This window comes from Nocardia sp. NPDC003963, assembly GCF_053605105.1.
Map to the genome: position 1 here is coordinate 78,071 of NZ_JBSGIP010000005.1, position 14,524 is coordinate 92,594.

Genomic DNA, 14,524 nt, shown 5'->3' on the forward strand with positions numbered 1-14,524 from the left:
GGTCCCGCCGACCCGCCCTGGCACCCGGCCGGAGATCACCGCGATCGGTTCGAATGCTACGAGCCGGCGTACGGATATCGCCAGCGGCCCGGTACGCGGCTGTCCGGCCCGGAAATCGGAGGCGGATGCCGCACATCATCGGGCTCGGCCGACCCGACCCGTTTCTGGGGTGACCGGCCCGGCCGACGGCGAGGAGCCGGCCCGGGCGACCGGTCGGCCGACCTGCTGAGCAGTTCACCGCGCAACCCGCCTGCCGGTGACCGGACCAGCAGGTTACCGATATGACCCGGCTCGCCGATGTGGGCCGGCCATCGTCTCACGCTTCCCGCGGCAACCGCCATTGCCGCGGGAAACCTTCTCCGGAAGCGATGACCGGCCCGCATCGGCGAGCCGAGGTCGATAACCCGGCGTCGTGATCGCGCCGGGCGGTAGGGGGTCGATGAACAAGTCGTCAGGGACGCCGGGAACCGATCACGCCGAACGGGCCGGATGTTCGCTGCGGGGGCCGGCGATCACCCCTGGTACTTCTCGACGATGAAATCCACGGATCCCGATTCCGGAGTATGCGCCGCGCCGACGGAGACGGTCGCGGTGAAGCGGCCGATCCCGGGACGGAACAGGGCCGAACGGCCGTCGTTCATCCAGTGTCCGGGGCCGTTCGCGGTACGGGTGGTCGATCCGGTCTCGCCGGTATCGAGGTTGCGCCAGTTCAGGGTGATCGGCAGGCTGCACGAACCGACGCCGAACATGATGGTCGAGACGGTGAACGACGCGTGCTCCGGATAACCGGGGCCGTTGACCGAGGTATCGACCTGGGCCACGCAGGCGCCGTCGGCGAGGGAGTAGACGGTCCGGAACGAACCGCCGTCGGCCGCGGCGGGCGCGGCGGTGGCCGCCAGCGTTCCCACTGCCAGCACCGCGGCGGCGGGCAGCGCGAGCGCGGTCGTACGTGCTGTCATCGTTCACCTCGCTGGTCGATCGGGCACTTGCGGGTCGATCGTGGTGCGGTCGTCCGCCGGACGTGACGCGGAACGACCCTACCAGCGACCGAGCGTGCCGGTGGCAGAAACGGTTTCCCGCGCCCGGCGCCGGGTGCGACACGCCCGGGCCCTGCGGGCACGCCCGGCCGCCGCCGTACTCGTCGGACGGTGCGCATAAACTCGCTACACCAACCCCCGCCGAGCCATTGGGAGGAAGGACAGATCTTGGCCGCCTCGTCCGGATTCGTTCATCTGCACAACCACACCGAGTACTCCATGCTCGACGGTGCCGCCAAGATCTCGCCGCTGTTCGCGGAGGCCGACCGGCTCGGGATGACCGCGGTGGGAATGACCGACCACGGCAATATGTACGGCGCGGCCGAGTTCTACCATTCGGCGAAGAAGACCGGTATCAAACCGATCATCGGGATCGAGGCGTATATCGCGCCCGCCTCGCGGTTCGACACCAAACGTATCCAGTGGGGCGATCCGAGCCAGAAGAGTGACGATGTCTCGGGTTCCGGTGCCTACACCCATATGACCATGGTCGCCGAGAACGCGACCGGTCTGCGCAATCTGTTCAAGCTGTCCTCGCTGGCCAGTATCGAGGGCCAGCTGGGCAAATGGGCGCGGATGGACGAGGAGCTCATCGCCGCGCACGCCGAGGGCATCATCGCCACCACCGGCTGCCCGTCGGGTGAGGTGCAGACCCGCCTGCGGCTGGGGCACGAACGCGAGGCGCTGGAGGCCGCCGCCAAATGGCAGGAGATCTTCGGCCGCGACAATTTCTTCCTCGAGGTCATGGACCACGGTCTGTCCATCGAGACACGGGTCCGGAAGGGCCTGATCGAGGTCGGCCGAGCTCTCGACATCCCGCCGCTGGCCACCAACGACTGCCACTACGTCACCAAGGAACACGCGCGCAACCACGAAGCGCTGCTGTGTATCCAGACCGGTAAGACCCTGTCCGATCCCACCCGGTTCAAATTCGACGGTGACGGCTACTTCCTGAAATCCGCCGACGAGATGCGCGCGCTCTGGGACGCGGAGATCCCCGGCGCCTGCGACAACACCGTGTGGATCGGGGAGCGTGTCCAGTCCTACGCGGAGGTGTGGGAGCACCGCGATCGGATGCCGGTCTTCCCGGTCCCCGAGGGCGAGGACCAGTCGGGCTGGCTGCGCAAGGAAGTGCACCGGGGCCTGGAACGGCGATTCCCGAACGGGGTGCCGCGCGAGTACGTCGAGCGGGCCGAATTCGAACTGGACGTCATCATCGAAATGGGTTTCCCGGCCTACTTCCTGGTGGTCGGTGACCTGATCAATCACGCCCGCGAGGTCGGTATCCGGGTCGGCCCGGGTCGTGGCTCCGCGGCCGGATCGCTGGTCGCCTATTCGATGGGGATCACCAATATCGACCCCATCCCGCACGGTCTGCTGTTCGAGCGCTTCCTCAATCCCGAACGCGTCTCGATGCCCGATATCGATATCGACTTCGACGATCGCCGCCGCGGTGAGATGGTCCGGTATGCGACCGATCGCTGGGGTAGCGACCGGGTGGCACAGGTCATCACCTTCGGCACCATCAAAACCAAGGCCGCCATCAAGGATTCCGCGCGGGTCCAGTTCGGCCAGCCCGGTTTCGCCATCGCCGACCAGATCTCCAAGGCGCTGCCGCCGCCCATCATGGCGAAGGACATCCCGCTGTCCGGGATCATGGATCCCGAGCACGAGCGCTACAAGGAAGCCACCGAGGTCCGCGAACTCATCGGCAGCAACCCCGATGTCGCCAAGATCTACGAGACCGCCCGCGGCCTCGAGGGCCTGATCCGTAATGCGGGTGTGCACGCCTGCGCGGTCATCATGTCCTCCGAACCGCTGATGGACGCGATCCCGCTGTGGAAGCGGGCGCAGGACGGCGCCATCATCACCGGCTGGGACTATCCGTCGTGTGAGGCCATCGGTCTGCTGAAGATGGACTTCCTGGGCCTGCGCAACCTGACCGTCATCGGCGACGCCCTGGACAATATCGAATCCAATCGCGGTATCGACCTCGATATGGACAATCTGCCGCTCGACGATCCCGCCACCTACGAATTGCTCTCGCGCGGTGACACTCTGGGCGTGTTCCAGCTCGACGGTAGCGCCATGCGCGATCTGCTGCGCCGGATGCAGCCCACCGGGTTCGAGGATATCGTCGCGGTGCTCGCGCTCTACCGCCCCGGTCCGATGGGCATGAACGCGCACAACGACTACGCCGACCGCAAGAACGGCCGGCAACAGGTCAAACCGATCCATCCGGAGCTGGAAGAGCCCCTGAAGGAGATCCTCGCCGATACCTTCGGCCTGATCGTCTATCAGGAACAGATCATGCAGATCGCGCAGAAGGTCGCCGGATATTCGCTCGGCCGAGCCGATATCCTGCGCCGCGCGATGGGTAAGAAGAAGGCCGAGGTGCTCGAGGCCGAATTCGAGGGCTTCGAAGCCGGTATGCAATCCAACGGCTTCTCCAAACCGGCGATCAAGGCACTGTGGGACACCATTCTCCCGTTCGCGGGTTACGCGTTCAACAAATCGCATGCCGCGGGCTACGGCCTGGTCTCTTTCTGGACCGCCTATCTCAAGGCGAACTACAAGGCCGAGTACATGGCCGGTCTGCTCACCTCGGTCGGTGACGACAAGGACAAGGCCGCGATCTATCTCTCGGATTGCCGCAAACTCGGTATCACCGTACTGCCGCCGGATGTGAACGAATCGGAGACCAACTTCGCCTCGGTCGGCGCCGATATCAGGTTCGGGCTGGGCGCGGTGCGCAATGTCGGCCAGAACGTGGTTAATTCGATCATCAACGCCCGTACCGAGAAGTCGAAGTTCACCGATTTCTCGGATTATCTGAACAAGATCGATACGGTGGCCTGTACCAAGAAGGTCACCGAATCGCTCATCAAGGCCGGTGCGTTCGATTCTCTGGACCATCCCCGCAAGGGGCTGCTACTGGTGCATTCCGACGCGATCGACGCCGTGATGTCCACCAAGAAAGCCGAAGCCATCGGGCAGTTCGATCTGTTCGGCGGGATGGGCGACGAGGGTGCCGATTCGGTGGCGTCGGTCTTCGATGTGAAGGTCCCCGACGAGGAATGGGAGAGCAAACACCGCCTCGCCCTGGAACGGGAGATGCTCGGCCTCTACGTATCCGGTCATCCGCTCAACGGCGTCGATCATGTGCTCGCCGCCCAGGCCGATACCCAGATCCCGACGATTCTCGAGGGCGATATCAAGGACGGTACCCAGGTCACCGTCGGCGGTATCCTCGCCTCGGTGAACCGCCGGATCAACAAGAACGGTCTGGCGTGGGCCTCGTGCCAGATCGAGGACCTCACCGGTGGTATCGAGGTGCTGTTCTTCCCGCAGGCCTACTCCGTGTACGGCATGGATGTGGTGGAGGACGCCGTCGTGCTGGTGAAGGCCAGGGTCTCGATGCGCGACGACCGGATCTCGCTGATCGCCAACGATCTCGCCGTCCCGGATCTGTCGGCGATCGGCGTGGCGAAACCGCTGGCGGTGACCATTTCCACCCGAATGTGCACCCCGGACAAGATCGGTGAGTTCAAACGGGTGCTGTCGCGGCATCCGGGGACCTCGGACGTCCACGTCCGGCATGTGGGGGCCCGGGAGAAGACCACACTGCTGAAACTCGACGACAGCCTGCGGGTGGAGCCTTCTTCGGCGTTGATGGGTGATCTGAAAGCGCTGCTCGGCCCGGGCTGTCTGGCGAGCTGAGCGAGCAGTCCGGCGTTACGGTCACACCCGTGCCGCAGCCGCGGCGGTGAGTTCGCCGCGACCCGGCGGATCGGTGCGGCCGTAGCCGGGCGTTACTCGGCCGCCTGTTCGACGCCGGTGGAGTTGTTCCGGTCCTGGACGCCGAAGTCCGTCGCGATGGCGCCCACGCCGTCGCTCACCCCGTTCACGGCCTGCTGCAGCAGATCGAGCCCGGTGAGGCCCTCGGCGGCGGCGGGCGAGTAGGTACCCGCGAACTCCTGGCCGATCTCGTCGGCGCCCCAGCATTCGCCCTCCGCCTCGATCACCGTGAGCGCGGCCCGCACCGCGTCGGCGACCCGGTCGGCCACCCGGACGATCGCCGGGCGGCTCGCCTGCAGGGCTTCCTCGTCGACCCTGATGGGGTTCATCGGCCGCCTTCCAGATAGTCGCGGTTGCGATAGAACTCGTCTTCTTCCTCCCGGCTCAGCGCGGCCGTGGGCTCCGCCTCGGTGCCGGGATCCGGAAAGAGCTCGCCGGTCAGCGTTTTGATACTCGGCATACCGGGGGCGATATCCGGCAGATCCGGGATCTCGCCCGCCATTTCCTGTACCGGTGCCCAGGCCTCCCGGGAGAGATCGCTCGCCTGCCGGGCCGCCTGCTGTACCGCCGCGAGGATCGAGCGGCCGAGTTTTTCCGGAGTGGACCGGCGGAACGCCTCCGCGGTCAGATGCACCTCCACCGGAACGCCCGCGGCATCGGCGTCGATCCGCACCAGATTGTCCGCCGACCAGACGCTCACCGTGGTGGTCGCGAGGCGCTGCCGCACCTCGGCCATGGCTTCGCGCTGCCGCTCCAGCGTACTCAGCAGCTGATCCACGCTCTCGCGTAGAAACCCGGTATCCGCGCGGTCGTCACTGCTCATCGGTCCCTCATTTCCGCGAAACTGCCGTCCTGTTCTTCGACGTGCCACGATGCCGAACGGTTCCGCCTTCTCGCCGATTCACGCCGGGACGAGATATATCACCGCGCCGCTCCCGATCACGCGCCTCGCATCTCTGAGCGTTCGACATCTTTCAGCGTTCGACGGCCACACCCACGGACTGGGTGTCGAGGAACGCCGGCCCCTGCCCCCGGACGACCTCCAGCTCGCGGATACCGAACCCCGCCGATTCGATCAGTGCGCGGATATCGCGGTCCAGATGGCAGCCACCGGCGATCCGCTGCTGGAGCGGATCGAGCCGGTGCTGCCAGCGCTGCACTTTCGGATCGGGTGCCAGACCGTGCTCGACGAAGTGCAGGGTGCCGCCGGGCACCAGCACCCGGCGCAGCTCACCGAGCGCGGCCCCGATATCGGGGATGGTGCACATCGTCCAGGTCGACAGCGCGGTATCGAAACTGTTGTCCGGGAACGGCAGCGACTGTCCGTCCAGGCCCGCGCGCTCGATCGGGACCCCGGCCCCGGCCCGCCGCCCGGCCGATAGTTTCCAGCCGAGATCCGCCGGTTCGACGGCGCTGACCGATACCACCGCATCGGAATAGAAGGGCACGTTCAGACCGGAGCCGAAGCCGAGTTCGACCACCCGCCCCGATAATCCGGCACAGACCCGCGCGCGGAGCGGCTCGTTGGCCTTCATTCCGCAGGCCACGTTCACCAGGCGCGGTACGAAACGCTCGCGATAGATACCCACGCTCTCCACTCTGGCACCCGGGACCGGTGAAAGCCATGGGGACTCACCCTGATCCGCTATCCTTGCCCTGAGCTGAGGAGGTTGCTCATGCCCATCAGGTTCCGTAAACGCCAGTCCTTCGGGCCGCTGAAGCTGAACTACACCCAATCGGGTCTGTCCTCGTGGAGTATCAAAATCGGCCCGTGGTCGTGGAACTCCCGGACGAAGAAGAACAGCGTCGATCTACCGGGGCCGTTGAGCTGGCGTCAGCGCTGACCGCGGCCCCCGCGGCCGGGCTCCGGATCCTCAGACCGGGCGCAGTTCGATCACCACACCGCCCTGCTGCCAGGTCTGGTAGATATCGGCCTTGTTCGGATTACCCTCGGCATCGAAACCGATGCCGTTGTAGTCCGCGTTGGTCTTGTTGTCGCGGGCGATGATCTCGAACAGCCGCAGTACGTCGTCTGCTTCGGTGTACACGATCGGGTCGAACCGCTCCGGACGCCCGCCGCGGGAGATGGCGAGCGGAGTACCGGGTGCCAGATTCTTCACCCACGGTCGCCGCGCTGTCCCGATCAGCAGCGTCTGTCCGTGGGTGGTGTAGGCCACCGGGATGTCGTAGGTGGTCCCGGATTTGCGGCCCACCACATGCAGGGTCGCCAGCCGTTTTCCGACCACTCCGGACAGGCCCGGGACCCGTAGCAGGGTACGGACCACCCGGTTGGTCACGCCCTGGGCCCGGCCGATGGGCTTGGGTCCGCTGGTGGTCGGTGTGCCGTAGGGGTTGCCGGTTCCGGAGTCCTCGCTCATGGGTCCCAGTATCGTCGCCTCAGAGCACCTGGTCGAGAAACCTTCGCAGCCGCGGTGTTTCGGCACTGTCGAACACCGCGTCCGGGCTGCCCGATTCCACTACGAGACCGCCGTCCATGAACACCACATGGTCGGAGACGCTGCGGGCGAATCCCATCTCGTGGGTGACCACTATCATCGACATACCGCCCGCGGCCAGATCCGACATCAACGCGAGCACACCTTTGACCAGCTCCGGGTCCAGTGCCGAGGTGGCCTCGTCGAAGAACATGATGTCCGGTTCCATGGCCAGCGCTCGCGCGATCGCCACCCGTTGCTGCTGGCCACCGGAGAGGTTCGCGGGCCGGGAATCGGCCTTGCCGGTGAGGCCCACCACCTCGAGTTGTGCCAGTGCCAGTGTGCGTGCCTCGTCTTTGGACAGGCCGCGTAGTTTCCGCGGGCCCAGCGCGATGTTCTCGGCGACCGTCCGGTGCGGGAACAGGTTGAACTGCTGGAACACCATCCCGATGCGCCGGCGCAGCCGGTCCGGGTTCTCGGTGAGCACCGAATCGCCGTCGAGCAGGATATCGCCGGAATCGGGTTCGTGGAGCCGGTTCAGCACGCGCAGCAGGGTGGATTTCCCGGAGCCCGACGGGCCGATCACCGTCGTGGTCGTGCCCGCGTCGACGTGGATATCCACCCCGCGCAGGATCTGATTACCGCCCAGTCGCAGGTGGAGGCCGGTGCCGGTCAGTGAGGCGCTCATCGGTTACCCCCGGCCTTCGGTGATGGTGGCTTGTTCGACCTGGTCGATCGGCTGATCGGGGCGGCCGGTACGCATCCGCCGGTCGATATAGTTCACCAGATGGGTGAGTGGGATGGTCAGCAGCAGATAGACCAGACCGGCGGCCACCAGGGGGGACAGGTTACCGGTCTGGGCGTTGAGATCGCGGCCGACCGCGAACAGTTCGCGCTGGGTGGCGAGCAGACCGAGGAAGTAGATCAGCGACGAATCCTTGATCAACGCGATGAACTGGTTCATCAGCGCGGGCAGCACCCGGCGCACACCCTGGGGGATCACCACCAGAGTCATCGCCTGCCGGTATCCGAAACCGATCGCGCGGGCCGCCTCCAGCTGGCCCGGTTCCACCGACTGGATGCCGGAGCGGAAGATCTCGCCGATATAGGCCGAGGCCAGTAGGGCCAGTGCCACCGCGCCGAGCCAGTAGGGGTTGTTGCCGGTGAGGCCGCTGACCACCGGTCCGACGCCGAGGCCGATGAGCAGGATGATGACCACGGCGGGCAACCCGCGGAAGATATCGGTGTACACCCGGGCCGGCCAGCGCAGCCAGCGGGTGCGCGAGATTCCGGCGACCGCGAGCAGCATGCCGATCACGGTGCCGAGCGCACCGGAGACCAGCGCCAGGATCAGCGTGTTGGGCAGGCCGGTCTTGAACAGGTCCGGGAGGGCCTGCCGGTAGAGCGACCAGTCGAAGAAGGTGTCGCGCAGCTGCTCCAAGGTCGATTTCGGAGCCTGGACCGTCTGTTCCTGCGGGCCGCGTTCGGCCGCGATCGCGGCGAAATCCGGTAGTTGCGGGGCGGGCGCGGCCTGCGAACCCGGCTTCCAGCCCGGCGGCATCTCGCGCGGGACCCAATCGCTGTAGAGGCGGGCGTAGGTGCCGTCGGCGATCACCGCGTCCAGTCCGGAGTTGAGCGCGTCGATCAGCGGTGTGTTGTCCTTCGCGACCGCCCAGCCGACGAAATTGTCCAGGCTGAACGAGTTCTCCACCACCGAGGTCGCGTCACCCGGCGCGATCGCGCCCTCGGCCTGCGCCGACGGGGCCACCCAGGCATCCACCTGGCCGGTCTTCACATTGGCGTAGGCGGTGTTGTAGTCGGGGAACTTCACCGGGTCCAGGCCCAGCTGGTTGACCACGTACTCGTCCTGAACGGTGCCCTGCACCACCGCGACCCGGGAACCGGGGCCCAGATCGGCGAATCCGTGTACCGGGCTGCCGTCCTTGACGACCAGCGAGAAGTAGCCGAAATCGTAGCCGTTGGTGAATCCGACCATTTCGCGCCGGGCATCGGTGGTGGTGATGTTGGACGAGCCGACGTCGAACCGCTTACCCGCGACCTGGGCCAGCAGCCCGGCGAATTCGGTGCCGGAGAACTCGACCCGCAGGCCGACCTTCGCCGCCGCCGCGCGCAGCAGTTCGTTGTCGAAGCCGGTGAACGCACCGGCGGAGTTCACGCAGATACTCGGCGGTGCGTCGGAGAGCGTGCCCACACTCAGGACGCCCGGCCGGATCAACCCCAGCCGCGCGGTGTCCACGGCCGCCGGCGGCTCGGTGGACGCGGTGGTGAACCGGTCCTCTTTTCCGGCGCCCGGCGCGCTCAGATTCGCGGGCGCGGCCGACGCCGCCTCCGGTCCGGGTGGCGCGCACAGATCACGGGTGGCGCTGTCACCGCCGCCGCCACTGCCACACGCCGTCGCCAGCAGGGCGACAGCGAGCAGCAGCGCGGCGAGCAGCGCACGGGCGCGCGGGGCGGGCAGACCAGGCATGATCGACAACCCTAGCTGCCGGTCCCGTCCGGTTCGGGAACCCGGTCCGGGTACGGCCGCACCCGGACCGGCCCGGCGATCACCCGGCCGTGAAGAAGGTGCGGGGTACCTCCACCAGCATCGTCTGCAACTGCCGCTCCTCGATACCGCGATCGAGGACGTAGGGGAAGACATCGTCGAACAGATGGGTGTAGTGCCACTGCGGCAGGACGGCCGCTCGGGTGGCGGGTTCCATCCAGTCGATATAGCAGCTGGAATCCTGTGAGAGGACCATGCGTTCGGTGTAGCCGCGGCGCACCATCTCGATGAGGGTGTCGGCCCGTGCCTCGAAAGTGGTCTCCAGGTTGATCCCGAAACGATCCATCCCGAGGACGAAACCGGCGTCGGCGAGGGCGGTCAGATAATCCAGGTCGGTGGTGTCGCCACTGTGCCCCAGCACGATCCTGGTCGGGTCGACGCCCTCTTCGGTACACAGGACGCGTTTGACCTCGAAGCCGGTACCGGATTCGGGGTGGGTGTGCACGGTGATCGGCACCCCGGTCTCGTGATGGGCCCGGGCCACCGCCCGCATCACCCGTTCGACGCCGGGCGTCAGCCCCTCCGCGTCGATCGCGCATTTGAGCATGCCGGCGCGGACACCGGTGTCGGCGATACCGTCGCGGATATCGCCGACGAACATATCGACCATCGGGTCGGGAACGTGCGTGCCGACCAGCGGATCCAACGCCGGGCCGCGGTAGTGGAAGAAGAACGGTACGTCGTTGTAGGTGTAGAGGCCGGTGGCCACGACGAGTTGCAGCGGAACCCGTTCCGCGATCTGCGCGATCCGCGGGATATAGCGGCCCAGCCCCACCACGGTCGGATCCACGATCGTGCGCACGCCGGCGTCGTAGGCCAGGCTCAGCTGCCGGACCGCGTCCTCGACCCGCTCCTCCTCCGACCCCCACTCCTGCGAATAGTTCTGCTGTACATCGGAACTGAGTACGAAGACGTGTTCGTGCATCAGGGTGACACCGAGGTCGGCGGTGTCCACGGCGCCGCGGACGGTCTGGATCGAGGGCACGGAGACTCCTGGGGAGGGCAGCGCGCAGCGCGAGACGCCGGCACGACGGATGGGGAGCGGATCCGCGACCGGTGGCGGGCGCGGCGACAGGATTGCCGGCGACTCGGCCGCTCGGGCGAGCGCCGGTTTCCGGGAACAACTGAACCCTACGGTGCTGCTCCGGGGGGCGACCATATTCCACCCGCATGAAAGCGTCGCGCGCATTTGTGCTCGCCGCACAGTGCCCCCGAGACATACGGTCGCGCGGGCGGATATCGCGTTTCGCGAGAGCCGGTTCAGCTCGGTGCGGCATCCTTCTCGAGCACCACGCTGCCGAGCAGATGGGTGGCCTGCAGCGCCAGCCGCGGGTACAGATCGACGCCGGGGGTATCGGTGCTCACGCCGATGAGGGCGAGTGCCTGCCGGACGCGGTATTGGACGGTATTGCGATGGACGGACAGCCGCGTGGCGGCCGCCGCGTAACTGCGGTTCACGGCGAGGAATACGCGCAGCGTTTCCCGGAGCCAGAGGTTGCGCTCGTTGTCCACCGCCAGTTCGCCGAGCTGGTCGGCCACGAATTCGCGCAGCGTATCGATATCGCCGGCCAGCAGGGCGACGGCCGATACATCGGGATAGGACACCACCCGCGCGCCGTGTTCACCGCTCAGCAGTGCGAGCCGGCGTACCCGGTCGGCCTGTTCGGCGGTCCGCCGGAATCCGGCGAGTCCGGTGTCGTAGCCACCGATGGCCACCCGCACCGGCAGTGCGCGATCCGACAGCAGTCGTTCGATCGCCGCACAGTCGACCTCCGGTTGCTGCGGCAGCGCGAACCACAGCCGGGCCTCGTGTTCGTCCACCGGCACCAGCAGGGTGCCCTGCGCGCGATCGAATACGGTGGCCAGCGCCGTCCGGAGATGATCGAAGACCTCTACCGCGACGGCGGGGTCGATATACGGATCGGTCCAGGTACCGATGGCGAGATGGCCGCGGGACAGCGGATACTGCAGGGCCTGCTCGGCGGCGTCGGTATCGGTGGTCGTGCCGTTGCGCAGCCGGGTGACCCACTGCTGGCGCAGCCCGCCGCGGTTGGCCACCCAGCGGTCACGTTCCTTTTCGTAGGCGGCACCGACCTGTTCGCAGACCCGATCGATGTAGACCGAGGTGCGGTTGACGATATGCACGATCGCCGAGGTGGTGACCGGACCGCCGCCGCCGAATTCGATCGCGTACCGCATGCCGGTGTCCAGGAAACCGGCCTGGCCGACCCGGTACGCCCGGATCAGCGCGGAGGCGGGAACATCGCGCTGGGCCAGGATCCGGGCGTAGACGAGTGCCCGTTCCGGTGCCCGGACATCGTCCTCACCGGCCTCGTTCTGCAGGAACTGCAGGACCTCCATCAAATTGTCCGTGGTACCCGCTTCCATCAGTTCGCGCAGCCGCTCGTCCCGGTCCAGTGTCGGGACCTGGGTGCGCATCAGATGCGAGAGTTCGTCCACGAACTGGTCGCGGTCCCGCAGGAAGGTCTGCGCGACCATCCCGACCACCTCTTCGGTGCTCTGTGCCGCCTGCTGTTGCTCCACGATGCCAATGATCGCGCGTCCGGGCGCCGACCCGCGGCTCGGGCGGTGCCATCGGCCGCTCGACGCCGGGGTCGTGCCCGGTCAGGGGCCGGGGGCACCGAACCGGTGTCCCGGGTGTCGTGGGCGGATAGAGTCGTCGGGCGGCCGGGCGACCGGTGTACCGCGCGGTACGCGGGACCGGCTGTCGATGGATCGACTCGGTACAGGGGGCTCCATGAAGATCGATGCCGGGGAGCCCGGTTGGTACGACGCGTGCTCACCGGACGAGCGCGCCGCGACGGTGGCTCTGGCCGCTTCGCGCTGGAAATGGGCGGTGGTGTGGTCGGTCGTCGCCGGCGCGGGTCTCGTACTCGGTGTCGTCGTCCTGATCGCCGGACTGCTCCCGTCGGGATGGCAGCGGCCGGCGGCGCCACCGGCGGTGCTCGCGGTGGCGACAGCCGCCTTGGGCCTCGATCTCGCCGTCCTGCTGGTGAACGGTGCCGCCTGGGATCGGGTCCGGCAGGTGTTCGCCGGTATCGCGTCCGACGAGGTGGTGCGGCCGTTTCGGCGGTTGCGGTGGCTGCCCACCTCGCTCGTCTCGCTGTTCGGGACGATCGCGATGCTGATGGCCGGGATCTATCCGCTCGCCCGCTACGGCGACTCCGGCTTCGCGGGACTGTCCGTGGCCGACTGGTCGACCGCCGGGCTGGCGGTGCTCTGTGTGCTGTGCGGGCTGTCCACCATGTGGCTGAAGGTTGTGCTGCGACCGGTCCACACCGGACGGTAGGAGCCCGGCGCGGACCGGCCCGCGGGACTCAGTTCAACGGGCTGCGCCGTTCCAGCAGGACGACGTCGCGCCAGCGTCCTGCCGACCGGCCGCTGCGCTCTCGGATGCCGACGGTGCGGAAACCCGCCGCGTGGTGCAGCAGGATACCGATGCGATCCTCCGGGAAGACGGTGGTCTGCAGGGCACGCAGACCCGCGTCCTCGGCGGCCATCACCTGACAGCGCAGTAGCGCGGTGCCGATGCCACGGCCCTCGAGTTCGTCCGCGACCATGACGCAGCTGTCGGCGATATCGCGGTAGAACTCGTGGCCCGAGACCGGGGTGAGCGCCGCCCAGCCCACGATCCGGCCACCGGCCTCGGCGACCCAGCGGTGCCCGGGCGACCATTGGCGGTCCAGTGCGTCGCGGTCGGGTGCGTCGGCCGCGCCGACGGCGGGGGAGGAGATGCCGCGGGCGGCGTAGATGGCGCGGACGGGCTCCCAGTCGGCGTCGGTCATCGCCCGGACGGTGACGTCGGGGGGCAGATCGTCGGGACAGGGGGGCGCCGGGGTGAGGATGCCCATCACCGCGTCCGCGGTATGCGGTAGTTCCGTGCAGCGGTGCGGATTGACGGTGACGAGGGTGGCGGTGCCCTCTTTGTGTACGGTCACGAACCCGGCGTCGGTGAGTTTGCGGACATGGTGGGACACGGTGGGCTGTCCGATACCGAGTGCTGCGGCGATCTCTCCGATATGGATTCCGGCGGGGCTCGTGGCGACCTGGTGCAGTAACCGGACCCGGGTCGGGTCGGCCAGGCAGGAAAACCAGCCTGCGTAGACGGTCGCGTCGGCGACCGGGAGCGCGTCACCGCGCACCTGGTCCCGCACGACCGGCGGTTCCAAGGAGGTCATGGGGCCACTATATCGACGGTGGATATTCGATCCGAGAAAGTCGCCTTTCAGATGTTTATCCAGTGTCGTCGATATTCTCGTGTGTCGATATCGCGGAGTTTCGGCGCTCGGGTTCCGGCTGTTCGTGTGACCGAATGGGCGCGTCTCGCGAAACAGTGCTTCGAGCGGGGAATACCCGCGATGACGATACGGTTTCGCGGAGTCGGGGCCGGATGCGTGCGTGGCGGCACGGCACCTGGTGTGACGAGCTGTTTCCCGCGCGGTCCGACCGCGGAAATTCTTTACCGATTCGTTTCCTGTGTAGCCTGAAATTCCGTGGGATCGGGGAAATGTATCCACATCGAATTCTCCGGGCGGTAGCTGTCCCGGACGATTGCGTCCGGGTGTCGGAGCGGGACCGCCCCGTAACCGGCTCGAGCAGGCCGGACGTGGCGGATACAGGGCCGTCCCGGCGGGAAACCGTCCGGGACGGCGTTGCCGGAATCGTGG

The 14,524-nt window shown here is 67.2% G+C and carries 13 protein-coding genes; 3 read left to right on the forward strand and 10 right to left on the reverse strand.

The features are described 5' to 3' along the window. Positions 1-512 precede the first annotated feature (512 nt). On the reverse strand, positions 513-959 hold the full coding sequence (locus tag ACWEWT_RS13900) for a hypothetical protein (RefSeq protein WP_452558923.1): 447 nt from the start codon (positions 957-959) through the stop codon (positions 513-515). Positions 960-1,205: 246 nt separating this feature from the next. Between ACWEWT_RS13900 and dnaE the strand changes: the two genes are divergently transcribed. Beyond that, positions 1,206-4,757, forward strand: a complete 3,552-nt coding sequence (gene dnaE, locus ACWEWT_RS13905) for a DNA polymerase III subunit alpha (RefSeq protein ID WP_452558925.1) — start codon at positions 1,206-1,208, stop codon at positions 4,755-4,757. Between the two features lie 92 nt (positions 4,758-4,849). Here the strand turns inward: dnaE and ACWEWT_RS13910 are convergent, their stop codons facing one another. The 3 genes from ACWEWT_RS13910 to ACWEWT_RS13920 form a co-directional block, all read right to left on the reverse strand. Further along, on the reverse strand, positions 4,850-5,164 hold the full coding sequence (locus tag ACWEWT_RS13910; protein ID WP_452558926.1) for a hypothetical protein: 315 nt from the start codon (positions 5,162-5,164) through the stop codon (positions 4,850-4,852). After that, positions 5,161-5,658, reverse strand: coding sequence for a YbaB/EbfC family nucleoid-associated protein (locus ACWEWT_RS13915; RefSeq protein ID WP_452558928.1), 498 nt, complete (start codon positions 5,656-5,658; stop codon positions 5,161-5,163). Before ACWEWT_RS13915 ends, ACWEWT_RS13910 begins: the two co-directional genes overlap by 4 nt. A gap of 151 nt (positions 5,659-5,809) precedes the next feature. Next, positions 5,810-6,424, reverse strand: coding sequence for a class I SAM-dependent methyltransferase (locus tag ACWEWT_RS13920; protein WP_452558929.1), 615 nt, complete (start codon positions 6,422-6,424; stop codon positions 5,810-5,812). An 87-nt stretch (positions 6,425-6,511) separates the two neighbouring features. Between ACWEWT_RS13920 and ACWEWT_RS13925 the strand changes: the two genes are divergently transcribed. Continuing rightward, on the forward strand, positions 6,512-6,679 hold the full coding sequence (locus tag ACWEWT_RS13925; RefSeq protein WP_081877120.1) for a DUF4236 domain-containing protein: 168 nt from the start codon (positions 6,512-6,514) through the stop codon (positions 6,677-6,679). A 30-nt stretch (positions 6,680-6,709) separates the two neighbouring features. On the opposite strand, the gene ACWEWT_RS13930 is transcribed toward ACWEWT_RS13925, so the two are convergent. The 5 genes from ACWEWT_RS13930 to ACWEWT_RS13950 form a co-directional block, all read right to left on the reverse strand. Then, the gene (locus ACWEWT_RS13930) at positions 6,710-7,213 is read right to left on the reverse strand and encodes a hypothetical protein (protein ID WP_452558931.1); all 504 of its coding nucleotides are present in this window, start codon (positions 7,211-7,213) and stop codon (positions 6,710-6,712) included. A 19-nt stretch (positions 7,214-7,232) separates the two neighbouring features. Further along, complete coding sequence (locus ACWEWT_RS13935; RefSeq protein ID WP_452558933.1) at positions 7,233-7,958, reverse strand: amino acid ABC transporter ATP-binding protein; 726 nt, start codon at positions 7,956-7,958, stop codon at positions 7,233-7,235. A gap of 3 nt (positions 7,959-7,961) precedes the next feature. Continuing rightward, positions 7,962-9,758, reverse strand: coding sequence for an ABC transporter substrate-binding protein/permease (locus ACWEWT_RS13940; protein ID WP_452558934.1), 1,797 nt, complete (start codon positions 9,756-9,758; stop codon positions 7,962-7,964). A 79-nt stretch (positions 9,759-9,837) separates the two neighbouring features. Beyond that, positions 9,838-10,821, reverse strand: coding sequence for a phosphotriesterase family protein (locus tag ACWEWT_RS13945; RefSeq protein WP_452558935.1), 984 nt, complete (start codon positions 10,819-10,821; stop codon positions 9,838-9,840). A 275-nt stretch (positions 10,822-11,096) separates the two neighbouring features. Continuing rightward, positions 11,097-12,380: a PucR family transcriptional regulator gene (locus ACWEWT_RS13950; protein WP_452558936.1), complete on the reverse strand. Its 1,284-nt coding sequence runs from the start codon at positions 12,378-12,380 to the stop codon at positions 11,097-11,099. Between the two features lie 214 nt (positions 12,381-12,594). Between ACWEWT_RS13950 and ACWEWT_RS13955 the strand changes: the two genes are divergently transcribed. Beyond that, the gene (locus ACWEWT_RS13955; RefSeq protein ID WP_452558937.1) at positions 12,595-13,146 is read left to right on the forward strand and encodes a hypothetical protein; all 552 of its coding nucleotides are present in this window, start codon (positions 12,595-12,597) and stop codon (positions 13,144-13,146) included. 28 nt (positions 13,147-13,174) lie between these two features. Here ACWEWT_RS13955 and ACWEWT_RS13960 read toward each other — a convergent pair whose 3' ends face one another. Further along, positions 13,175-14,035 (reverse strand): helix-turn-helix domain-containing GNAT family N-acetyltransferase, encoded by an 861-nt coding sequence (locus ACWEWT_RS13960; RefSeq protein WP_452558938.1) that lies wholly within the window; start codon positions 14,033-14,035, stop codon positions 13,175-13,177. Between the last annotated feature and the right edge of the window lie 489 nt (positions 14,036-14,524).

Coding starts and splice junctions, on each gene's coding strand:
- ACWEWT_RS13900 (WP_452558923.1), bottom strand. CDS start 959: ATGACAGCACGTACGACCGCGCTCGCGCTGCCCGCCGCCGCGGTGCTG.
- ACWEWT_RS13910 (WP_452558926.1), bottom strand. CDS start 5,164: ATGAACCCCATCAGGGTCGACGAGGAAGCCCTGCAGGCGAGCCGCCCG.
- ACWEWT_RS13915 (WP_452558928.1), bottom strand. CDS start 5,658: ATGAGCAGTGACGACCGCGCGGATACCGGGTTTCTACGCGAGAGCGTG.
- ACWEWT_RS13925 (WP_081877120.1), top strand. CDS start 6,512: ATGCCCATCAGGTTCCGTAAACGCCAGTCCTTCGGGCCGCTGAAGCTG.
- ACWEWT_RS13930 (WP_452558931.1), bottom strand. CDS start 7,213: ATGAGCGAGGACTCCGGAACCGGCAACCCCTACGGCACACCGACCACC.
- ACWEWT_RS13935 (WP_452558933.1), bottom strand. CDS start 7,958: ATGAGCGCCTCACTGACCGGCACCGGCCTCCACCTGCGACTGGGCGGT.
- ACWEWT_RS13940 (WP_452558934.1), bottom strand. CDS start 9,758: ATGCCTGGTCTGCCCGCCCCGCGCGCCCGTGCGCTGCTCGCCGCGCTG.
- ACWEWT_RS13955 (WP_452558937.1), top strand. CDS start 12,595: ATGAAGATCGATGCCGGGGAGCCCGGTTGGTACGACGCGTGCTCACCG.
- ACWEWT_RS13960 (WP_452558938.1), bottom strand. CDS start 14,035: ATGACCTCCTTGGAACCGCCGGTCGTGCGGGACCAGGTGCGCGGTGAC.